This window comes from Allobosea lupini (assembly GCF_900109525.1).
Taxonomy (GTDB): Bacteria; Pseudomonadota; Alphaproteobacteria; order Rhizobiales; family Beijerinckiaceae; genus Allobosea; species Allobosea lupini.
In genome coordinates this window covers 38,114-58,099 of record NZ_FOAN01000002.1, presented here as the reverse complement: position 1 = coordinate 58,099, position 19,986 = coordinate 38,114, and the positions used below count along the sequence as shown (strand labels likewise).

Sequence of the window (19,986 nt, the reverse complement as noted above, 5' to 3'; positions counted from 1 at the left end):
GTTGGCAAGGGCGCTGGCGCAACAGCAACGTCATCTCGTCGTGGCCTCGCTGCAATCGCGGTGATACGGGTTCGGCAGCATGGTAGGGTGCGGACGAATCGTCGAAGGGGGCGTAGCGGTGCCGAAACTGTCGAGCTGTTCCAGAAGCTCCATTGGCCGTTCCTGGGCCCGGGCGCTGGGCGCCGGCCTGTTCGTCTTGCCGGCTTTCGGCGCGGCGCTTGCCGCGCCCTATGAGTTCGCGCCGGCGCCGCAGACCGATCTCAACCGCGTCTATCGAATCGACAAGGCGACCGGGGAGGTCGGGGCTTGCCAGTTCCAGCTCAAGGAGGGCGGTGTCGGTGTCACCGTCTGCTTCCCGGCCGGGGAGGGGGCCGGTGCGCAGGCGCCGAGCGACTATGTCCTCGTTCCCTCGCGCCATGAGCGCGAAGGCGGCATCTTCCGCGCCAATGTCCGCACCGGCGAGCTGAGCGTCTGCTACGTCTTCGACGACAAGGTCGTCTGCACGCCGATGGTGAAGTAGCGCCGCCGCGGGGCTGGTGGCGAAACGGTAACTGCAATTTATTCACGACGGCGATGCGGCGTTTGCTATCGGCAAGCGCTTGCGCCGCGTGTTAGAGCCCCGGCGACCCACCCAACACGCCGGAGGCTCGCATGCTGACGCTCAAGGATCCCTCGCTGCTGCGCACGCAGTGCCATGTCGACGGCGCCTGGATCGGCGAGGGCGTCGATGTGGTCGACAATCCGGCGACCGGCGAGATTCTGGCCAAGGTGCCGCGCTTCGGCGCCGACGAGACCACCGCTGCGGTCGAGGCCGCCTCACGCGCCTTCAAGCCCTGGGCAAAGAAGCCGGCCAAGGAGCGCTCGCTCATCCTGCGCAAATGGTTCGAGCTGATCATGGCGAACCAGGAGGATCTGGCGCAGATCATGACGGCCGAGCAGGGCAAACCGCTGGCCGAGGCTAGAGGCGAGGTCGCCTATGCCGCCTCCTTCGTCGAGTTCTACGCCGAGGAAGCCAAGCGCATCTATGGCGAGACCATTCCCTCGCCATTCCCGAATTCGCGCATCATCGTGGCGAAGCAGCCGGTCGGCGTCTGCGCTGCGATCACGCCCTGGAACTTCCCGGCGGCGATGATCACGCGCAAATGCGCTCCGGGACTGGCCGCGGGCTGCACCTTCGTGGTCAAGCCGGCGCCGGACACCCCGCTGACCGCGCTGGCGCTGGTCGCGCTCGCCGAGCAGGCGGGCTTCCCCAAGGGCGTGCTCAACATCGTCACCGGCGACGCCCAGGCGATCGGCGGCGTGATGACCTCCCATCCGGCGGTGCGCTTCATCGGTTTCACCGGCTCGACCCCGGTCGGCAAGCTCCTGATGCAGCAGGCGGCTTCGACCGTGAAGAAGGTCGGGCTCGAGCTCGGCGGCAACGCGCCCTTCATCGTCTTCGACGATGCCGATCTCGACAAGGCGGTCGAGGGCGCGATCATCGCCAAGTTCCGCAATATGGGCCAGACCTGCGTCTGCACCAACCGGCTCTTCGTCCAGGACGGCATCCATGACGACTTCGTCGCCAAATTCGCCGGCGAGGTCGCCAAGATGAAGGTCGGCAACGGCGTCGAGGTCGGCGTCGTGCAGGGCCCGTTGATCAACGAGCGCGCGGTCGAGAAGGTCGAGCGCCATGTCGCCGACGCGGTCGCGGGCGGCGCCAAGGTGATGGTCGGCGGCCGCCGCCATGCGCTGGGCCGCACCTTCTACGAGCCGACGGTGCTCGCCGGCGTCACCGCCAAGATGCTGGTCACCAATGAAGAGACCTTCGGGCCGATCGCGCCGGTCTATCGCTTCACCAGCGAGGACGAGGTCGTCGCGATGGCGAACGACACGCCCTTCGGCCTCGCGGCGTATTTCTACACCAGGGATCTCGGCCGGGCCTTCCGCGTCGCCGAGGAGCTCGAATACGGCATGGTCGGCATCAACTCGGCCATCCTCGGCACCGAGGTTGCGCCTTTCGGCGGCGTCAAGGAATCGGGTCTCGGCCGCGAGGGCTCCCTTCACGGCATCGAGGAGTTCGTCGAGATCAAGTACATGCTGATGGGTGGGCTCGGCGCGTGAGCGAAGACCTGAAGAAGGCGGCTGCGCTGGCGGCTCTGGAACTGGTGCGCCCGGGCATGCGGCTCGGCCTCGGCACCGGCTCGACGGCCAGGCACTTCGTCGACGGCCTCGGCGCCAAGGTTGCGGCGGGGCTCGAGGTGATCTGCGTCGCGACCTCGGAGGCGACGCAGGCACAAGCGGAGAGCCTCTCGATCCCGATGTCGACGCTGGACGAGACGCCCGAGCTCGACCTCACCATCGACGGCGCCGATGAGATCGACAGCGCCTTGCGGCTGATCAAGGGCGGCGGCGCCGCGCTGCTGCGCGAGAAGGTCGTCGCCGCCGCGTCGAAGCGCATGATCGTGATCGCCGACACCGGCAAGCAGGTCGAGACGCTCGGCCGCTTCCCGCTGCCGATCGAGGTCGTGCCCTTCGGGCTGGAGGCGACGCGACGGGCCGTCGCAGCCGCGATCGCCTCGTCGGGGGCGAGTGGCGAGCTCAAGCTGCGCAAGCGCACGGATGGCGCGACGCTGCTGACCGATGGCGGCCATTACATCCTCGACGCGCATCTTGGCCGGATCGAGCTGCCGGACGTGCTGGCGCTGGCACTGAACCAGGTCCCCGGCGTCGTCGAGCATGGCCTCTTTCTCGGCCTGGCCAACGCAGCGTTCCTCGCTGGCAGTGATGGCGTGCGCGTCCTCGGCGATCCGGCTGGGGAACGTCGCTGAGCGCTTGTCGAGCGGCATGCTTTGGCCGCAAAAGTGGTTTCCACTTTGGCTGCACATGCTCTAAGAGCGGCCGGCGGCTGCGCCCGGTGAGGGGCGTTGCCGCACCGGAACACATGGACATCGCCGCATGGCCGGCGAGCGACGAAGGGGTAACCGCATGATCCGTCACAGCCTGGCAGGCGCGTTCCTGTCGCTGGCGTTGTTCGCCGTGCCCGCGCTGGCGCAGCAGGCGCTGACGCCGGAACATCTCAAGGCTGCGCGCGAGGTCGTCATCTCCTCCGGCCTGTCGCAGTCGATCGAGTCGCTCTACAGCGAGTTCGTCGCGAATGTCCGCGAGAGCCTGGCGACCCGCCCCGAGCTGAAGAAGGACATGGAAGAGGTCCTGACTGCGCTCAAGGCCGAGGCCGATCTTCGCCGCGACGAAATGATCGATTCCTCCAGCAGGATCTTCGCCAGCAAGATGCCGGAAGCCGATCTCAAGGAGGTCATGGCCTTCTTCAGCTCGCCCGTCGGTCAGCGCTACAATGCGAACCGCGCACAGGCGCTGGAGGAGGTCTACACGCTGCTTCAGCCCTGGACCGTGGCGACCAGCAACCGCCTCTTCGATCTGTTCAACGCCGAGATGCGCAAGCGCGGCCACAGGCTCTGAGCCGACAACCGTTGCCCGTTGATTGAAAAGGGCCGCCGGTGCTACCGGCGGCCCTTTTCGTCCGAGGTTCAATTGACCGGCCCGTGCCCGCCGAAGTCTTCCATCGTCGGATCACTCGGCTGCACACCGGCGGCGCGGTTGACCATCACCGTTACCAGCCAGAGCACGACACCGACGCCGATCAGGATACCGGCGATCTTGTATTGGACCGGGTCGCGGCCGGTCCAGGGGCCGGCAAAGAAGGCGCAGAAGAGCGCGCCGAGGACCGGTAGCAGCGTCGGAGTGCGAAAGTGGTCGTGCTCGACCGTGTCCTTGCGCAGCACCAGCACGGCGATGTTGACGACAGTGAAGACGCAGAGCAGCAGCAGCGCCGTCGTGCCGCCGAGCGCCGGCACTTCGCCGACAAAGGTGATCAGCGCGAAGGCGAGCAGTGTGGTGAAGCCGATCGCGATATAGGGCGTGCGCCTTGTCGCATGCACCTTGCCGAGTGCCGGCGGCAACACGCGCTCACGGCTCATGCCATAGACCAGCCGGCTCGCCATCAGCATGTTGATCAGGGCGCTGTTGGCGACCGCGAACATGGTGATGAAGCCGAAGATCCAGATCGGGAAGTTCGGCGCGCCGGCTGCAACGACCTTGAGCAATGGCGTCTCGCCCTCGCCAAGCTGCTCGGGCGCGACCAGTGTGATCGCCGAGATCGAGACCAGCACGTAGATCACGCCGGTGATGACGAGGCCGGCAAGCAGGATCTTCGGGAAAATCCGTGTCGGGTTCTTTGTCTCCTCGGCCATGTTCACCGAGTCCTCGAAGCCGACCATGGCGAAGAAGGCGAGGGTGGTCGCCGCGATCACCGGCCAGAACATGCCGCCGTCCCCTGCCGGCTTGAACTGCGTGATCCGCGAGACGTCGCCCTGGCCCGCAGCGATCGCCCACAGGCCGACGAAGATCACGATCAGCAGGCCGGTCAGCTCGACACAGGTCAGCACGACATTGGCCTTCACGCTCTCGCCCACGCCGCGGAAGTTCACGGCTGCGACGATCGCCATGAAAGCGAGGCCGATGAGGGTGATGCCCATACCGCCAGTGAGGTTCAGCCCGAAAGCCTGGGACATATTGGCGGCGAAGGCGCGCGAGGCCGTTGAGGCCGAGGTTATCCCTGAGCACATCACAGCGAAGGCGACGATGAAGGTGATGAAATGGACGCCGAAGGCCTTGTGCGCATAAAGCGCGGCGCCGGCGGCGCGTGGATATTTGGTGACCAGTTCGAGATAGCTGAAGGCCGTGATCATCGCGACGACGAACGCGACGAGGAAGGGCAGCCAGACGACGCCCCCGACCTGCTTCGCCACCTGGCCGGTGAGCGCATAGATGCCAGTGCCGAGAATGTCGCCGACGATGAAGAGCAGCAGCAGCCAAGGCCCCATCACGCGATGGAGACTGGGCTCGGCGGCGTCGGCTTGCGGTAAGGCGGAAGAGGATAGCGTAGCGTCGCTCATAGGTCGTTCTCGCTCGACAGGCCGCAGGCCCGGTAACGAGAAGAACACAGTCGCGCCATATTTGTTCACGCGCAGCCGAGGCGTACGGCCCCGGCTGCGGCTGGCAGGTCAGTCCTCTGCCGCCTTGAACTTGTTCAGCCCGTTCATCACGAAGGGCGCGACGAGGGCGATGAAGGCGATGCCGAGCAGGGTGGCCGAGATCGGGTTCTCCAGCAGGATCATCGGGTCGCCCAGGCTGATCTGCAGGGCTCGGCGCAATTGCTGTTCCGCCATCGGCCCGAGGATCAGCCCGACCACCATCGGCGCGACCGGATAGTCGTAGCGCCGCATCAGGTAGCCGAGATAGCCGAAGGCGAAGAGCATCATGAGCTCGACCGGTGAGCCGTTGACCGCGAGCGTGCCCATGGTCGCGAAGACCAGGATGCCGGCATAGAGCCAGGGCTGCGGCACGGCGAGCAGCTTCACCCACAGCCCGATCAGCGGCAGGTTCAGGATCACCAGCAGGACGTTGGCGACGAAGAGCGAGGCGATCAGGCCCCAGACCAGGTCGGGCTTCTCGGCGAAGAGCAGCGGGCCGGGGTTGAGCCCGTATTGCTGGAAGCCGGCGAGCATGATCGCGGCGGTCGCCGAGGTCGGCAGGCCGAGGGTCAGGAGCGGCACCAGCGTGCCGGCGGCCGAGGCGTTGTTGGCGGCCTCGGGACCGGCGACGCCCTCGATCGCGCCCTTGCCGAACTCCTCCGGGTATTTGCACAGCCTCTTCTCGGTCGAATAGCTGAGGAAGGTCGGCACCTCGGCGCCGCCGGCCGGCAGCGCGCCGATCGGGAAGCCGAAGGCGGTGCCGCGCAGCCAGGGCGCCCAGGAGCGCTTCCAGTCCTCCTTGCTCATCCAGAGCGACCCCTTGATCGGGATGATCTCCTCAGGCTCGCGGAGGCGCTTGGAGGCGACGTAGAAGGCTTCGCCGACCGCGAACAGGCCGACGGCGAGCGTCGTCACCTCGATGCCGTTGAGCAGCTCCGGCACGCCGAAGGTCAGGCGCGCCTGGCCGGTCAGCTTGTCGATGCCGACCAGGCCGAGCGTGATGCCGAGGAACAGGCTGGTCAGGCCGCGCAGGGGCGAGTCGCCGAAGGTCGCCGATACCGTGACGAAGGCGACGATCATCAGCGCGAAATAGTCCCAAGGCCCGAATTTGACCGCGACCTCGACCAGCCAGGGCGCCAGGAAGGCGAGGCCGATCGTGGCGATCAGGCCGGCGACGAAGGAGCCGATCGCCGACGTTGCGAGCGCCGGACCGCCGCGGCCGGCCTTCGCCATCTTCGAGCCTTCGAGCGCGGTCGCGAGCGAGGCGCTCTCGCCCGGGGCGTTGAGCAGGATCGCCGTGGTCGAGCCGCCATACATGCCGCCATAATAGATGCCGGCGAACATGATCAGCGAGCCGGCGGGGTCGAGCTTGAAGGTGACCGGCAGCAGCAGCGCGACAGTCAGCGCCGGGCCAATGCCGGGGAGCACGCCGACGGCGGTGCCGAGGAAGACGCCGACCAGGCAGAACAGCAGCTTCGAGGGCGCGAGAGCGACGGAAAAGCCGTTCAGCAGGGAGAGGAGAGTGTCCATGATTGACCCGCCTTCGGCGTCAGAGGAAGAGCTGCTCGAACGGCCCTGACGGCAGGATCAGCGTCAGGAGCTTGGCGAAGACCAGGAAAATGATGAGCCCGAGCACGAAGCCGATGGCCGCATCGACGAGGAAGGCGCGGCGGCCGAAGCCGCGGGCGGTGCAGGCGAAGATCAGCGTGGTCGCCAGCACGAAGCCGCCGCCGAGGCCGATCGAGGCGATCAGGCCGACAAGGCCCGCCGCGATCCAGAGCAGGGCGCTCTTGTCGGCCGCTTCCGGCTTGGGCAGGCCCTCCCGGAAGGCGACGAACAGATGCGCCAGACCGAGAAGCACGAGCCCTCCGCAGATCACATAGGGCATCGCCGTCGGCCCAAGGCCGTAATTCGAGGTGATCGTCTGGGTGGAGGCGTCATGGCCGACGATCGCCGCGACGGCGAGCAGCAGCACGCCGACCAGGAGGGCCGGTTTGTCCGGTCGGTGCGCGAGAGGCTCCTGGCTCATCGGATGATCCGTCGTTGCCCGGCATGTCCGGAGCCGGGGAGGGCGAGTGGTAACGAGAGGAAAAAAGGGGGCCGGTTTCCCGGCCCCGCACTCAGCTGTGCCGTGGCCGGCTCACTTGACCAGGCCGACCTCGGTCATGACCTTGGAGACGCGGGCGATCTCTTCCTTCAGGAAGCTGTCGAACGCCGGGCCGGCGAGATAGGCGTCGTCCCAGCCGCGGGCCTTGAGAATGTCCTGCCACTCCTTCGACTTGACCATCTTCTCGGTCGCGTCGATCAGCGCCTTGGTCTGGTCGGCCGACAGGCCCGGAGGGGCGACGACCGAGCGCCAGTTCAGCAGCTCGAGATCGATGCCCTGCTCCTTCAGCGTCGGCGCGTCCGGCGCATTGTCGAGGCGCTTGGCCGAGGAGACGGCGAGCACGCGCAGCTTGCCGGCCTTGATCTGGCCTTCGAACTCGCCATAGCCGGAGACGCCGGCGGTGACGCGCCCGCCGAGCATCGCGGCCAGCGCCTCGCCGCCGCCCGAGAACGGGATGTAGTTGATCTTCTTGGCGTCTGCGCCGACAGCCTGGGCGAACAGAGCCGCCAGGATGTGGTCGGTGCCACCGGCCGAGCCGCCGGCCCAGGTCACCTTGGCCGGGTCGGCCTTGAGGCGCTCGGCGAGGTCCTTCGCCGACTTCAGCGGGGAATCGGTCGGAACGACGATGACCTCTGCTTCGGCGGTCAGGCGCGCGATCGGTGTCACCTGGGTCAGGTTCACCGGCGACTTGTTGAGCAGGATGGCGCCGACCATGACGAAGCCGTTGACCATCAGCTGGTGGCCGTCGCCCTTGGCGCCGATGAGCTGGGCGAGGCCGATCGTGCCGCCGGCGCCGGTGACGTTGTTGACCTGGACGCTCTTGGAGATGCCTGCAGCCATCAGCGCCTGCTGCATCGAGCGCGCCGTGCCGTCCCAGCCGCCGCCGGGCGCGGCCGGGGCCATGATCTTCAGTTCCATCTGCGCGAAGGCGGCCGTGGTGAGGCCGGCGAGGGCGACGGCGGCCACGGCCCCGCGCTTGAAGAAGGACGTGAGCATTGTTACCTCCCGAGTGGCGTGTTTGGCACGCCGATTGTCGACGCTCGCCCTGTGGCACCGCATCGGACCACGGATCAATTGCGCCTGATTGCATAATCACAAGTCAAGATGTTTCGCTTCCGGGGCGTGTGCACGCAGGAAAATTCGACGAGAGGCAGCTGGTGAGATCGCCTAAGGTCGTAGGTCCTGGTGGGGCTGGACCAGCTCGGGACGGGTTCGGACGATCTCGTTCGGAGCATGTCCGGCTTCCCTTCTGCCTCTAGGCGACACTTCCCGCATCGCGTAAGCCGCAGCGCATGAGTCAGATCTTTCCGTCAGCCAGCTCGACTGCCTCGAATGCTCTGCGCGATGCTCCGTCGGCACGGGCGAGCGAGCCCGCGGCGGTTCGGGCTCTTCGTATCGCCGGTGTGGTCTGCCTGGTCTTGCTGCCGCTCGCCATGTGGCTGGCGAACCGCTCGGCTCCGCTGATGCTGGGCCTTGCCGCCGCGGCTTTCCTGGGGGCGGGACTGCTGGCCGAGCCGGCCGCGGCGAGCATCGCCCGCCTGCGTGCCCTGTTGGCCACGCCTTTGGCCCTGGCGATCGCCGCATTCCTCGCCTGGGCGCTGGTTTCGATCGGCTGGAGCAACAAAGCCTCCGTCTCCCTGCAGGCCTGGGCGGAATTGGTCCTGCCGATCGTGTTCGCGCTGGCGATCGCGACCTCCGGGCAATGGCGGCCGACGCCGCTGTTCCTACGCGCGCTCGCCCTGATGATCCTCGCTGCGGCCATCCTTTCGATGATCGAGCTCGCCTCGGGCCTCTCGCAGCGTGCCGCGCTGGGCACCGGCAAGATGATGGCCTTCGTCTTCAATCGTCCGGCGATCACCTGCTTCCTCCTCGCAGTGCCGACGGTCTACGCGCTCTGGTCGCGACCGGGCGCTCATTGGTCAGACCGGCTGCTGGCCGTGCTGCTCGCGGTTGTGGTCGCCGTCTTCGCCGTTCGTTCAGAGAGCGCCTCGGTGCGGCTCGGCCTCGCGGTCCTGGTGCTGTGCTGGGCTTGCGCCGCGCTCGCCCCGCGCTTTGCGCTGACGGCGGTGGCGCTCGCCTTCGTTACCACCATGGCGCTCGCTCCCGTGCTGGGCGTGACGGCGCAGCGCTGGCTGCCTTCCATGATCCTCGATCGCTTCAATAGCATGACCGGACAGGCGCGCATCGACATCTGGCAGAGCTTCGGCGAGGTCGTCTGGGTCCGCCCGGTTGCCGGCACCGGCTTCGGTACGTCCGCCGTCATGCGTGAGCACCCCGTCGCGGCTGAGGTTCCCGCTGCGGAGCGGGAGCTGCTGGGTGTCGGCCATCCGCACGATATGCCGCTGCAGGCCTGGGCCGAAACCGGCGTGATCGGGGCGGGGGTGCTGACGCTCGCCGGGCTGCTGCTGCTCGCGCGACTGCGGCGCCTGCCGCCGGCCGAGCTGGCGCCGCGCTTGGCCCTGTTCACCGCGGCCTTCTCGATCGCCGTTGTCGGGCATGGCGCCTGGCAGGGCTGGTGGATCGCCGCGCTCGGCGCTGCCATTCTCTGGTTTGGGACAGATGCCGCCTCGCGGCGGGGGGATGATCATGGCTGAGTTCGACGTCGACCTCTTCGTCATCGGAGCCGGTTCGGGTGGCACGCGCGCCGCCCGCATCGCCGCAGGCCATGGTGCCCGCGTGATGATCGCCGAGGAGGACCGCATCGGCGGCACCTGCGTCATCCGCGGCTGCGTGCCCAAGAAGCTCTTCGTCTATGCCAGCCGCTTCGCCGACGAGTTCGAGGACGCCACCGGCTTCGGCTGGAGCGTCGGCAAGCCGGAGTTCGACTGGCCGACCCTGCGCGATGCCGTCGCCGGAGAGGTGACGCGGCTCTCCGGCCTCTATCGCAAGGGCCTGGACGGCGCCGGCGTCGAAATCCGCGAGGAGCGCGCAGTCGTCACCGCGCCGCACGAGGTCAGGCTGCTAAAGAGCGGTCAGACGATCCGGGCCCGCCACATCCTTGTTGCGACTGGCGGCCATCCCGCCTTCGATCCGCCGATCCCTGGCGGCGAGCTCGGCATCTCCTCGAACGAGGTCTTCCATCTGCCGAGCCTGCCCGGGCGCATGCTGGTTATCGGCGGCGGCTATATCGCGCTCGAATTCGCCAGCGTCTTTGCCCGGCTCGGTGTCGCCGTCACGCTGCTGCATCGCGGCGACAATGTCCTGCGCGGCTTCGACGAGGATTTGCGCACCCGGCTGCGCGATGCGCTCGGCCATGCCGGCATCACCTTGCGCCTCGGCTGCACGGTCGATCGCATCGAATTGCTGCCGGATGGCACGCGCCGGGCCCATTGCGCCCATGGCGCGCCGATCGATGCCGATGTCGTGCTGGTCGCGACCGGCCGCCGCCCGAACACGGCTGGGCTTGGCCTCGAAGCCGCCGGCGTCAAGCTCGGCCCGATCGGCCAGGTCCTGGTCGATGCCGGCTCGCTCTCCAATGTCCGGTCGATCGCGGCTGTGGGCGACGTCACCGATCGCGTCAACCTGACCCCGGTGGCGATCCGCGAGGGCCATGCCTTCGCCGACTCGACCTTTGGCGGCAAGCCGTGGACGGTCGATCACGCCCTCGTCGCCTCCGCCGTGTTCACGACGCCGGAGCTCGGCAGCGTCGGCCTCACCGAGCAGCAGGCGCTGGCGACAGGCCGCGAGCTGCGCATCTTCGAGACCGGCTTCCGGCCGATGAAGGCGACCATCTCCGGCCGCGACGAGCGCATCTACATGAAGCTGGTCGTCGACGCGGAGACCGACAAGGTGCTCGGCGTCCACATCCTCGGCCACGATGCCGGCGAGATCATCCAGTCGGTGGCGATCGCCGTCACCATGGGCGCGACCAAGGCCGATTTCGACCGCACCGTCGCCTTGCACCCGAGCGCGGCCGAAGAACTCGTCACCATGCGCACGCCGCGCAAGAGCGCTCTCTGACGGGCATCAGCCGCCGCGATCGGAGCGGCGGCTGTCATAAATCAGGCTTGCGTCACTGAGCCCGATGTCGCGCGCCATATGGGTGCTGAGGCCCTCCTGGTCGAGGCGGTCGTCGAGTGCGACCACGCGATTGCGCTGGAACCGGCGAATGCGCGCGAGAACCGCACGCAGCGCTGGCATCAGGCTGACATATCCATTATTTCTGCTGACTTCGGCCGACATGATGCGGCTCCCGAGGTGGATGTCGATTGCGCCAAGGGATGCTCTCGATCGGCCTTGCGGACAAACTGGATTCGACGCGACATACATAAGGTCAGCTGATGAATGATCTGGCGACGGGCCTGCCGCCGCTCAGCGCGATCCGCGCTTTCGAGGCGGCGGCGCGCCATGGCAGCTTCACCCGCGCCGCGGCCGAGCTCGGCATGACGCAGGCTGCGGTGAGCTATCAGATCAAGCTGCTGGAGGAGCGGCTCGGCCTGCCGCTGTTCCAGCGCCAGGCGCGACGCGTCGTCTTGACCGAGGCGGGCGAGCGCCTTGCGTCGTCGGTGATGGATTCCTTTGACGGCCTGCGCGCGGCCTTTGCCGCGGTCACGCAGACGGCGGAAGGCGTGCTCTCGATCCAGGCGCTGCCGACCATCGCGTCGAATTGGCTGGTGCCGCGCCTAGGCCTGTTCCAATGCGCCAATCCGGGGCTGGCGGTGCGGATGACCACGAAGGTCGGACTCAGTGACCCGCAGGCCGACGACTGCGACGTAGCCATCCGGCGCGGCAGCGGCCAATGGCCGGGGCTGGAGGCGCACTGGGTGATGAAGAGCGAGTTCACGCCGCTGTGCGGGCCGAATCTGTTCCGCGATCTTGGCCGGCCTCCGCAACCCTCGGACCTTTTGCACGTGAAGCGCATCGGCAAGACCGAGGCGTGGGATCGCTGGTTCGCTGCCGCGGGGGTCAATTCCGAGGCGACCCCGGTGGAGGCGGGCTTCGACCTCGCCGTACAGCAGCTTGAAGTCACGGCCGCGCTCGCCGGCAATGGCGCGGCCATGTGCTCGCCGATCTTCTTCCGGCGCGAGCTTTGCGAAGGGCTGCTGGTCCAGCCCTTCGACCTGATGCTTCCCGGCGGCTACGACTACTGGCTGACCTACCCGGCAAGGCGCCGGACCGCGCGCAAGATCAGCCTGTTCCGCGACTGGCTGCTGGAGCAGGCGCGCGAGCCCGCGCCTATTTCGTCAGCCCCTTCTTCGCCAGCCAGTCCTGGATCAGCTGCGCGACATCCAGATTATTCTTGTCCATCATGAGCATGTGCGAGTTGCCGGTGATGCCGACGGCGGGCAGGTTGACGACATCGACCGAGCCACCGGCCGCGGTGATCTTGTCGCCGAAATCGGTCGCGGTCTTGCGGATGGTCGGCCAGCGCGCGTCCTGCTCGATATAGTCGCCGAAGACCATCAGCACCGGGATGTCCTTCAGCGCCGCCGCCTTGGCCGGATCGCCGATGCCGGCAGGCTCGACCGCGATCAGCGCCTTGACCTTGTCGGGCCGTGCCTGCGCCACCTTGAAGCCGAACTGGCCGGACTGGCTGTGGAACGAGATCACGCAGGGGCAGACCTTGTCGACCTCGGCGATATAGGCGTCGATGATCATCTGGTCGGTCGAGGTCCAGCGCGGCACGATCTGCTTGACGAAATTGTCGTAGCCCTCGGCCGGGAACTGGCTGCCCGGCAGGTATTTGCGCTTGGCCGGGTCGGCGTCGTAGCCGCCGCCTGCGCCGATGCGGAAGCGCTCGAACGGGTTCGCCGTGGTCAGGAACAGAGGCTCGCCGGGGATGACGTCGGGGTACATCGCCCAGCTCGAGCGTCCGCGCTCGACCGCGTCGGAATTGTAGACCGACCAGCCCTTGCGCAGGAAGAATTCGAGCCAGCCCTGACGGCCGTCCGGCGTCGTCTCGTAATTGACGCCGGTCATGCCGCCGCCATGCCAGAGCAGGAGCGGGACGGAGCCCTTCTCGTTCTGCGGCAGGAAGTACTGCACATACATCTGCCCGGTCTGGTAGGTGCCGTTCGGGTCGACGCGGGCGGGCGTGCCGCCGGGAGTGAACACCACGTCCTTGACCGGCCGGCCCGAGATCTCGACCAGCTTGCCGCCGACATGGAAGGAGCCCATGCCGCGCAGCGTGATCGGCTCCTGCACCTGCTGGGCCTGCGCTGCACCGAGGCCGCAGGCCAGGCCGAAAGCGGCCGCCAGAATGTGACGTCTCATGGTTCCTCCCATCGCCGCGACCGGCGTTGTTGATTGCACGGCCATCTTCGGACACGCCGCGCGAGGCAGACAATGGCCTTTGCCGCCAGGTGTGAAATGCAAATGCCGGGGAGATTGATGCGGTTAGCGGATCAAATAGAGCATGATTGCGACTTGCAGGGCAGAAGGGTGAAGCCTAAATTCTAGAAAGCTTGGCTGCGGTTCTAGAATGAGGCGGGCTGTCAGCCCGGATGGGTATGGGGTTGAGCATCAAGAACGATGCCGTCGAGATGTTGGCGCGTGATCTCGCTCGGCGCCACGGCACGGGGGTGACCGAGATCATCCACCGGGCGCTGAAGGAGAAGGCCGAGCGGGACGCGGCGGGGCCGACGCTGTGGGAAAAGCTCCGGCCACTCCACGAGAAGTTGCGAGCCTTGCCGGACAGTGGGCCGGCGCCCGACAGGGATTTCTATGACGAGCTGAGCGGCGAACGGCGGTGATCGTCCTCGATGCGTCCGCGATCGTCTCCATCATGCTGGAGGAGGCCGACGCTTCGATGCTGTCGGAGCGGCTCGACACGTACGAGACGATGCGTTTCGCCTCGGCCGTGACGATCTGGGAAGCTGCTTGCGCGGTCGCACGGAGAAAGGCGGTGGCGCGAACGAGAGGTCTGGCTCTCGTTCAAGAGTTTGTGCAGACGGCTGGCATCGAGCCCGTCGCGCCCGATATGGGGATCACCGCTCTCGCCATCGAGGCCGCCGACCGCTACGGTATCGGTCCTGGCTATCCCGGCATCCTCAATCTCGGCGACTGCTTCTCCTATGCGACGGCGAAGTATCTTCGTGCCGCTCTGCTGTTCAAGGGTGACGATTTCGGCCGGACCGACGTCACGCCGGCCTGAACGTAAAGCGTGGCCGCCGCTTCGCATGATTCAAAATCTGAGCCGGCTGAATCGCTAGTGCAGGGTCTTGAATCGGCGTCTTAACGCCTGGAATCCGTTTGACAGCCGACCATGCCAAGCGCTTGACGGGATTCGTGCTTTCGGGCCGCGGCCTCTCGTCCTTGCCGTAACGGTGGCCAGAGGCAGCTTGCGGGTGTATAGGCCGCCGTTCGCGCCAAGATGAGGTTAACGCAGGCGCGATGCGTGAAATCAGGAGCAAGACCCATGTCCGAGCGGTGGACGCCCGAGAGCTGGAGGGCAAAGCCCGTCCAGCAGATGCCGGAATATCCGGATCAGGCAGCCTTGAAGGCGGTCGAGCAGCAGCTCGCCGGCTTTCCGCCGCTGGTTTTTGCGGGCGAGGCGCGCAAGCTCAAGCGGGCGTTGAGCAAGGTCGCGGCCGGCGAGGCCTTCCTGCTTCAGGGCGGCGATTGCGCTGAGAGTTTCGCCGAGCATTCGGCCGACAACATCCGTGATTTCTTCCGGCTTTTCCTGCAGATGGCGGTGGTGCTGACCTTCGCCGGTGGCTCGCCGGTGGTGAAAGTCGGCCGCATCGCCGGCCAGTTCGCCAAGCCGCGCTCGGCGCCGAACGAGAAGATCGGCGATGTCGAACTGCCGAGCTACAAGGGCGACATCATCAACGACAACGAGTTCACGGCGGAGTCGCGGATTCCCGACCCGCGCCGGCAGATCGAGGCTTACCGGCAGTCGGCGGCGACGCTCAACCTGATCCGCGCCTTCGCCACCGGCGGCTACGCCAATCTCGACAACGCGCATCGCTGGATGCTCGGCTTCGTCAAGGACAGCCCTCAGTCGCATCGCTACCAGGAGCTGGGCGACCGTATCACCGAGTCGCTCGACTTCATGCGCGCCATCGGCGTCGATCCCGAGACGCATCCCGAGATGCGCACGACGGATTTCTACACCAGCCACGAGGCGCTGCTGCTCGGCTACGAGCAGGCGCTGACCCGCGTCGACTCGACCACCGGCGACTGGTACGCCACCTCCGGCCACATGGTCTGGATCGGTGACCGCACCCGCCAGCTCGACCACGCCCATGTCGAATACTTCCGCGGCATCAAGAACCCGATCGGCCTGAAATGCGGCCCGTCGCTCAAGCCGGACGAGCTGCTCAAGCTGATCGACGCGCTCGATCCGCAGAACCAGGCCGGCCGCCTCGTCCTGATCGGCCGCTTCGGCGCCGACAAGGTCTTCGACCACCTGCCGGCTCTGGTGCGCGCCACCAAGCGGGAAGGGCGCAACGTCGTCTGGTCCTGCGATCCGATGCACGGCAACACGGTCAAGGCGGCGAGCGGCTACAAGACCCGGCCGTTCGACCTGATCCTGACCGAGGTGAAGAACTTCTTCGCCGTCCATCAGGCTGAAGGCACGCATGCCGGCGGCCTGCATCTCGAGATGACCGGCAAGAACGTCACCGAGTGCACCGGGGGCGCCCGCGGCATGACCGACGCCGATCTCAACGACCGCTACCACACGGTCTGCGATCCGCGCCTCAATGCCGAGCAGGCGCTGGAGCTCGCCTTCCTCGTCGCCGAGCTGGTCAAGCGCGAGCGCGCCGGCCGGGCCCGGCCCGAGGTCGAAGCGGCCGAGTGATCCCGGCAGCACCGCCAAAGAAACAGGGCCGCAGCAGCGCTGCGGCCCTTGCCGTTTGGAGGATCGCGGTCGTCAGAACTTCAGCGCGGCGGCGATGCGGCCGGTGTTGACCGTCGTCGTCGTGCCCTCGACCTCGGCGAAGCGGACGATCTGGTACTCGGCCCGCAGGAACAGATTGTCGGTCAGGGCCCAGTCGACGCCGACGCCGCCGGACAGGCCGAAGGCGTAGGTGTTCTTGCGGATGCTCCCGACGCGCAGCGGATAACCGTCGGCGCGATTGCGGGTTTCATTGGCTTGGTTGGCATTGTTGACGATCAGGATATCTGCGTCGATCGTCGAGGTCGTGTTGAAACGGCCGAGCGCCGCGCCGATCGTCGCGAAAGGCATGATCCGGCCATAGGCCCAGCCCATGCGCAGGCGCAGCGTGGCATAGTCGTTGAGCTTGGCCGCCTGGTCGGTCGCCATCGCCCAATCATAGACGCGGCCGCTCGACATGGTGCTGCGCCGGGAGATGTAGTCGGTCACCCGGTATTCGTGTCCCGAGCGGGTGTAGTCCGCCTCGAGGCCGAGGACGACATCGTCGAAGAGATAATTGTAGCCGGCGATGCCGAAGAACTGCGTGCCGCTGTCGCGCTTGTCCGGCAGGTCGTTGATGAACGAGCCCATGTCGCGTTCGGCGACGAGATCGGTGTTGCGGAAGGCGGAATTCGCCAGGGCGCGCAGGCCTTCGCCCGGCTTGAACTTGGTCTCGCTCACGCCCGCGCCGCCGCCGAAATAGAAGCCGGACCAGTCGAAGCGGCCTCCGCCGAACATCGGCGGTGCTTCCACTGGCTGCTCGATCTGCGAGCCCCTGAGATAGTCGGCGCCCAGCGCCGCCTGCGGCAGCGCCAGCGTGCAGGCCATCGCGACGACGGGGGCGAGGGCGGCGATTGATGCAGCACGCATCGCGTGTCTCTCCGAGCAGCGGCCGAAGCAGCAGTTGCAACGGCCCGGAGACGATTCATGCGCGGTTAACCCTAATGTCGGGTTAATGCGACTGCCGATCCCGCCGGCTTCTGAAGAGATCGCCCGCGTCGAAGGCCGGGCAGGGTAGCCGGAGGAGCACGGATGATCCGGCATATCGCTTTCTTGACGGTCAAGCACGCCGAGGATTTCGACAGGACCAGGCGCCTGCTGAACCGGCTGTGCGAAATCCCGCATGCGCTCGCCTTCGAGGTCGCTGCCAACGCCAGGATCGATCCGATCGGCGATGCCGCCGACATCGTCGTCTACGGCGAGTGCGCCGACGAGGCCGCGCTCACCGCCTGGAAGGCAAATCCGATCTACGACGAGACGACGCAGGTCGTGCGCCCCTTGCGCGAACGGCGCTGGTCCGCCGATTTCCGCTCGGCGCTGAGCTGACCCGACCTTGCGAAAACGCAGGGGCGGGCAGGACGCCGGCCCGTTGCTGGCGCGCGGGCCGCAAGCTACATCCAGAGCATGACCGCAACCTCTCTCCGCCTGGCGCTCGCCCAGCTCAACCCGATCGTCGGCGACGTCGCCGGCAATGCGCAGAAGGTGCGCGCCGCCCGCCGCGAGGCGGCTGCCGGCGGCGCCGAGCTCGTGATGTTCCCGGAGCTCTTCCTCTCGGCCTATCCGCCGGAGGACCTGGTGCTGAAGCCGGCCTTCCAGGACGCCTGCCGCAAGGCCTGCGAAGACCTCGCCCGCGAGACTGCCGATGGCGGCCCGGCCGTGCTCGTCGGACTGCCCTGGCTCGAGGACGGCAAGCTCTACAACGCCTATGCGCTGCTCGACGGCGGCCTGATCCAGTCGGTGCGCTTCAAGGTCGATCTGCCCAATTACGGCGTCTTCGACGAGAAGCGCGTGTTCGAGCCGGGGCCGCTGCCCGGCCCGGTCGTCTTCCGCAACCATGTCCGCCTGGGCATTCCGATCTGCGAGGACATCTGGGGCGAGGAGGTCGTCGAGTGCATCGCCGAGACCGGCGGCGAGATCCTGCTGGTCCCGAATGGCTCGCCCTTCCGTCGCGGCGTGATCGAGGAGCGGCTCAACGTCGCCGTCGCCCGCGTCGTCGAGAGCGGCCTGCCCATGGTCTATCTCAACCAGCTCGGCGGCCAGGACGAGCTCGTCTTCGAGGGCGCCTCCTTCGTCCTCAATGCCGACCGCAGCTTTGCCCACCAGCTTCCAGCCTTCCGCGAAGCCATCCGCATCACGGATTGGGAGCGCGGGCCCGATGGCTGGCGCTGCCTGCCGGGCGAGGTCGCCCCGGTCGAGGCCGGCGACGAGGCCGACTACGCCGCGTGCGTGCTGGGCCTGCGCGACTATGTCGAGAAGAACCGCTTTCCTGGCGTCGTGCTCGGCCTCTCCGGCGGCATCGACTCCGCGATCTGCGCCGCCATGGCGGTCGATGCGCTGGGCGCCGAGCGCGTGCGCTGCGTGATGATGCCCTATCGCTTCACCTCGCAGGAGAGCCTCGACGACGCCAAGACATGCGCCGACGCGCTTGGCGTACGCTATGAGATCGTGCCGATCGCCGATCCCGTTGAGGGTTTCGAGGCGGCGCTGGCCGAGCTCTTCGCCGGCACCAATCGCGGCATCACCGAGGAGAACCTTCAGAGCCGGGTGCGCGGCACGCTGCTGATGTCGATCTCGAACAAGTTCGGGCCGATGGTGGTGACGACCGGCAACAAGTCGGAGATGTCCTGCGGCTACGCCACGCTCTATGGCGACATGAACGGCGGCTACAACCCGATCAAGGACCTCTACAAGACCGAGGTCTTCAGGCTGAGCGCCTTGCGCAATCGCTGGAAGCCGGCGGGCGCGCTCGGGCCGGACGGCGAGGTGATTCCCGAGAACATCATCGTCAAGCCGCCCTCGGCGGAGCTGCGCGAGAACCAGAAAGATCAGGATTCGCTGCCGCCCTATGACGTGCTCGACGACATCCTCGCCTGCCTGATCGAGCACGAGATGCGCCTGTCCGACATCGTCGCCCGCGGCCACGACCTCGAGACGGTCCAGAAGGTCGAGCGGCTGCTCTATCTCGCCGAGTACAAGCGCCGGCAGGCTGCGCCGGGCGTCAAGGTCACCCGCAAGAACTTCGGCCGCGACCGGCGCTACCCGATCGTCAACCGCTTCCGCGATCCCGGCGAGCCGGCGCATGAGCCGGACCGGTCACTGGTCAAGGGCGTCGGCAAGGCCGGGGCTGAGAGCTTCGATTTCTAGAGCCAGAACCCGCCGATCTGGTTCGCTGTCGGATTGGCGATGCAGGCCGTCATCCGGTCGAGCCAGATGCGCTGGTATTTGGCATTGGCGCCATGCTGGGTGTCGACGTCGTAACGGCGCTGGATCAGCTTGACGCGGCGCTTGATGTGCAGGTCGACGAGGCTGTTGAGCTGCGTGATCAGCCCGCCGATCGTCGGAGCGCGCGCGATGGTGAGCTGGTGCGCCAGCGCGCGGCAGACGACGAAGCCGACATCGTAGTGGAACTGTTCGTGAGCGAGCAGGCCCGGGTCCAGCGTCACGCCGATCCGGACCTGCGCATTCGGCCAGACTTCGATGTCATTGGGCACTCCGAAGGCAAAATCGGTCCCGACCATGCGGGCGCCCTTGTCGAAAATCTCGTATTCGAAGGCGGTGTAGGCGTCCTGCACCGTCCCGTCGGCCGGGTCCATCACCACCGGCACCTGCAGGAAGTCGCTGGCCTTGAGCTTGATCGGCAGGCGCGAGGCGCTGACCACCACGTCCGCCGGCGCCGGATTATTGGCCATGTGCAGGACAGTCTTGCCGCCCGGGTCGACGCGCGAATCCGGGCTCGTCATCTTGAGGAAGACCTGCTGGTAGCGCTTGATCGCGCCCCGGGTGAGCGGTCCGCATTTGCCGTCGACCTCAAGCAGATCGATGCCCAGCGCCTTGAAATGCGGGTTGATGCTCGCCTGGATCAGGCGCGTATCCACAACGGTGTTCTTGCCTCCCAGACCGACTGAAGCCGTGATGCTCATCCTCGCCTCCCAGCGCAGAGATCGACATCCCCGTCGCCATCTAACCTTGCGTCAATCCGAGCGCTTGTCGATCTCCTTCAGCCCAGCTTCTGCGATGCCCTTGCCCTC

General features: G+C 67.0%; 20 protein-coding genes and 1 pseudogene. 13 read left to right on the top strand and 8 right to left on the bottom strand.

What is annotated here, in order from left to right; translation table 11 throughout:
• Positions 1-118: 118 nt before the first annotated feature.
• The 5 genes and pseudogenes from BMZ21_RS05690 to BMZ21_RS31110 form a co-directional block, all read left to right on the top strand.
• Complete coding sequence (locus tag BMZ21_RS05690) at positions 119-520, top strand: hypothetical protein (protein ID WP_425285409.1); 402 nt, start codon at positions 119-121, stop codon at positions 518-520.
• 131 nt (positions 521-651) lie between these two features.
• Positions 652-2,103 (top strand): NAD-dependent succinate-semialdehyde dehydrogenase, encoded by a 1,452-nt coding sequence (locus tag BMZ21_RS05685; protein WP_091830769.1) that lies wholly within the window; start codon positions 652-654, stop codon positions 2,101-2,103.
• On the top strand, positions 2,100-2,810 hold the full coding sequence (gene rpiA, locus BMZ21_RS05680; RefSeq protein ID WP_091830767.1) for a ribose-5-phosphate isomerase RpiA: 711 nt from the start codon (positions 2,100-2,102) through the stop codon (positions 2,808-2,810). The genes BMZ21_RS05685 and rpiA overlap by 4 nt, the downstream gene beginning before the upstream one ends.
• 157 nt (positions 2,811-2,967) lie before the next feature.
• On the top strand, positions 2,968-3,459 hold the full coding sequence (locus tag BMZ21_RS05675; protein WP_167561544.1) for a DUF2059 domain-containing protein: 492 nt from the start codon (positions 2,968-2,970) through the stop codon (positions 3,457-3,459).
• Between the two features lie 18 nt (positions 3,460-3,477).
• Positions 3,478-3,543: pseudogene (locus BMZ21_RS31110) on the top strand (hypothetical protein); the annotation flags it as partial.
• On the opposite strand, the gene BMZ21_RS05665 reads toward BMZ21_RS31110, so the two are convergent.
• From BMZ21_RS05665 to BMZ21_RS05650, 4 genes are all read right to left on the bottom strand, one after another.
• Positions 3,528-4,955 carry an APC family permease gene (locus tag BMZ21_RS05665; protein ID WP_091830763.1) on the bottom strand — a complete coding sequence of 476 codons (1,428 nt, stop codon included), beginning with the start codon at positions 4,953-4,955 and terminating at the stop codon, positions 3,528-3,530. The pseudogene BMZ21_RS31110 and the gene BMZ21_RS05665 sit on opposite strands and share 16 nt — an antisense overlap.
• 108 nt (positions 4,956-5,063) lie before the next feature.
• Entirely contained in the window at positions 5,064-6,563 is a 1,500-nt protein-coding gene (locus BMZ21_RS05660; protein ID WP_091830759.1) for a tripartite tricarboxylate transporter permease, read from the bottom strand.
• Positions 6,564-6,582: 19 nt separating this feature from the next.
• Positions 6,583-7,062: a tripartite tricarboxylate transporter TctB family protein gene (locus BMZ21_RS05655; protein WP_091830757.1), complete on the bottom strand. Its 480-nt coding sequence runs from the start codon at positions 7,060-7,062 to the stop codon at positions 6,583-6,585.
• Between the two features lie 111 nt (positions 7,063-7,173).
• A complete protein-coding gene (locus BMZ21_RS05650; protein WP_091830755.1) occupies positions 7,174-8,136 on the bottom strand; it encodes a Bug family tripartite tricarboxylate transporter substrate binding protein in 963 nt (320 codons plus the stop codon).
• A 296-nt stretch (positions 8,137-8,432) separates the two neighbouring features.
• Here BMZ21_RS05650 and BMZ21_RS05645 point away from each other — a divergent pair, with 296 nt between their 5' ends.
• Positions 8,433-9,734 (top strand): O-antigen ligase family protein, encoded by a 1,302-nt coding sequence (locus BMZ21_RS05645; RefSeq protein WP_091830753.1) that lies wholly within the window; start codon positions 8,433-8,435, stop codon positions 9,732-9,734.
• Positions 9,727-11,100: a glutathione-disulfide reductase gene (gene gor, locus BMZ21_RS05640; protein ID WP_091830751.1), complete on the top strand. Its 1,374-nt coding sequence runs from the start codon at positions 9,727-9,729 to the stop codon at positions 11,098-11,100. The genes BMZ21_RS05645 and gor overlap by 8 nt, the downstream gene beginning before the upstream one ends.
• A 6-nt stretch (positions 11,101-11,106) precedes the next feature.
• Here gor and BMZ21_RS05635 read toward each other — a convergent pair whose 3' ends face one another.
• Positions 11,107-11,322, bottom strand: coding sequence for a hypothetical protein (locus BMZ21_RS05635; RefSeq protein ID WP_091830749.1), 216 nt, complete (start codon positions 11,320-11,322; stop codon positions 11,107-11,109).
• A 107-nt stretch (positions 11,323-11,429) separates the two neighbouring features.
• Between BMZ21_RS05635 and BMZ21_RS05630 the strand changes: the two genes are divergently transcribed.
• On the top strand, positions 11,430-12,392 hold the full coding sequence (locus tag BMZ21_RS05630; RefSeq protein ID WP_483065111.1) for a LysR substrate-binding domain-containing protein: 963 nt from the start codon (positions 11,430-11,432) through the stop codon (positions 12,390-12,392).
• Here BMZ21_RS05630 and BMZ21_RS05625 read toward each other — a convergent pair.
• Positions 12,316-13,353, bottom strand: coding sequence for an alpha/beta hydrolase (locus tag BMZ21_RS05625; protein ID WP_091830744.1), 1,038 nt, complete (start codon positions 13,351-13,353; stop codon positions 12,316-12,318). The genes BMZ21_RS05630 and BMZ21_RS05625 overlap by 77 nt on opposite strands.
• Before the next feature lie 242 nt (positions 13,354-13,595).
• On the opposite strand from BMZ21_RS05625, the gene BMZ21_RS05620 reads away from it, so the two are divergent.
• The 3 genes from BMZ21_RS05620 (at position 13,596) to BMZ21_RS05610 (ending at position 15,883) form a co-directional block, all read left to right on the top strand.
• On the top strand, positions 13,596-13,832 hold the full coding sequence (locus BMZ21_RS05620) for a type II toxin-antitoxin system VapB family antitoxin (RefSeq protein ID WP_167561543.1): 237 nt from the start codon (positions 13,596-13,598) through the stop codon (positions 13,830-13,832).
• On the top strand, positions 13,829-14,233 hold the full coding sequence (locus BMZ21_RS05615) for a type II toxin-antitoxin system VapC family toxin (protein WP_091830740.1): 405 nt from the start codon (positions 13,829-13,831) through the stop codon (positions 14,231-14,233). Before BMZ21_RS05620 ends, BMZ21_RS05615 begins: the two co-directional genes overlap by 4 nt.
• A gap of 264 nt (positions 14,234-14,497) precedes the next feature.
• Positions 14,498-15,883: a class II 3-deoxy-7-phosphoheptulonate synthase gene (locus tag BMZ21_RS05610; protein ID WP_091830738.1), complete on the top strand. Its 1,386-nt coding sequence runs from the start codon at positions 14,498-14,500 to the stop codon at positions 15,881-15,883.
• A 72-nt stretch (positions 15,884-15,955) separates the two neighbouring features.
• Here BMZ21_RS05610 and BMZ21_RS05605 read toward each other — a convergent pair whose 3' ends face one another.
• Complete coding sequence (locus BMZ21_RS05605) at positions 15,956-16,828, bottom strand: outer membrane protein (RefSeq protein WP_158673617.1); 873 nt, start codon at positions 16,826-16,828, stop codon at positions 15,956-15,958.
• A 162-nt stretch (positions 16,829-16,990) separates the two neighbouring features.
• On the opposite strand from BMZ21_RS05605, the gene BMZ21_RS05600 reads away from it, so the two are divergent.
• Both BMZ21_RS05600 and BMZ21_RS05595 read left to right on the top strand, forming a co-directional pair.
• Positions 16,991-17,284, top strand: a complete 294-nt coding sequence (locus BMZ21_RS05600) for a Dabb family protein (RefSeq protein ID WP_091832278.1) — start codon at positions 16,991-16,993, stop codon at positions 17,282-17,284.
• Between the two features lie 78 nt (positions 17,285-17,362).
• A complete protein-coding gene (locus tag BMZ21_RS05595) occupies positions 17,363-19,102 on the top strand; it encodes an NAD+ synthase (protein WP_091830734.1) in 1,740 nt (579 codons plus the stop codon).
• On the opposite strand, the gene BMZ21_RS05590 is transcribed toward BMZ21_RS05595, so the two are convergent.
• Complete coding sequence (locus BMZ21_RS05590; protein WP_091830732.1) at positions 19,099-19,878, bottom strand: peptidoglycan-binding domain-containing protein; 780 nt, start codon at positions 19,876-19,878, stop codon at positions 19,099-19,101. The two genes, BMZ21_RS05595 and BMZ21_RS05590, sit on opposite strands and share 4 nt — an antisense overlap.
• Positions 19,879-19,986 lie beyond the last annotated feature (108 nt).

What these genes read in the sequence shown, in the direction of transcription:
- BMZ21_RS05685 (WP_091830769.1), top strand. Translation starts at nt 652, where the DNA reads ATGCTGACGCTCAAGGATCCCTCGCTGCTGCGCACGCAGTGCCATGTC.
- BMZ21_RS05605 (WP_158673617.1), bottom strand. Translation starts at nt 16,828, where the DNA reads ATGCGTGCTGCATCAATCGCCGCCCTCGCCCCCGTCGTCGCGATGGCC.
- BMZ21_RS05655 (WP_091830757.1), bottom strand. Translation starts at nt 7,062, where the DNA reads ATGAGCCAGGAGCCTCTCGCGCACCGACCGGACAAACCGGCCCTCCTG.
- BMZ21_RS05660 (WP_091830759.1), bottom strand. Translation starts at nt 6,563, where the DNA reads ATGGACACTCTCCTCTCCCTGCTGAACGGCTTTTCCGTCGCTCTCGCG.
- BMZ21_RS05610 (WP_091830738.1), top strand. Translation starts at nt 14,498, where the DNA reads ATGTCCGAGCGGTGGACGCCCGAGAGCTGGAGGGCAAAGCCCGTCCAG.
- BMZ21_RS05665 (WP_091830763.1), bottom strand. Translation starts at nt 4,955, where the DNA reads ATGAGCGACGCTACGCTATCCTCTTCCGCCTTACCGCAAGCCGACGCC.
- BMZ21_RS05675 (WP_167561544.1), top strand. Translation starts at nt 2,968, where the DNA reads ATGATCCGTCACAGCCTGGCAGGCGCGTTCCTGTCGCTGGCGTTGTTC.
- gor (WP_091830751.1), top strand. Translation starts at nt 9,727, where the DNA reads ATGGCTGAGTTCGACGTCGACCTCTTCGTCATCGGAGCCGGTTCGGGT.
- BMZ21_RS05650 (WP_091830755.1), bottom strand. Translation starts at nt 8,136, where the DNA reads ATGCTCACGTCCTTCTTCAAGCGCGGGGCCGTGGCCGCCGTCGCCCTC.
- BMZ21_RS05635 (WP_091830749.1), bottom strand. Translation starts at nt 11,322, where the DNA reads ATGTCGGCCGAAGTCAGCAGAAATAATGGATATGTCAGCCTGATGCCA.
- BMZ21_RS05645 (WP_091830753.1), top strand. Translation starts at nt 8,433, where the DNA reads ATGAGTCAGATCTTTCCGTCAGCCAGCTCGACTGCCTCGAATGCTCTG.
- BMZ21_RS05595 (WP_091830734.1), top strand. Translation starts at nt 17,363, where the DNA reads ATGACCGCAACCTCTCTCCGCCTGGCGCTCGCCCAGCTCAACCCGATC.
- BMZ21_RS05600 (WP_091832278.1), top strand. Translation starts at nt 16,991, where the DNA reads ATGATCCGGCATATCGCTTTCTTGACGGTCAAGCACGCCGAGGATTTC.
- BMZ21_RS05625 (WP_091830744.1), bottom strand. Translation starts at nt 13,353, where the DNA reads ATGAGACGTCACATTCTGGCGGCCGCTTTCGGCCTGGCCTGCGGCCTC.
- BMZ21_RS05590 (WP_091830732.1), bottom strand. Translation starts at nt 19,878, where the DNA reads ATGAGCATCACGGCTTCAGTCGGTCTGGGAGGCAAGAACACCGTTGTG.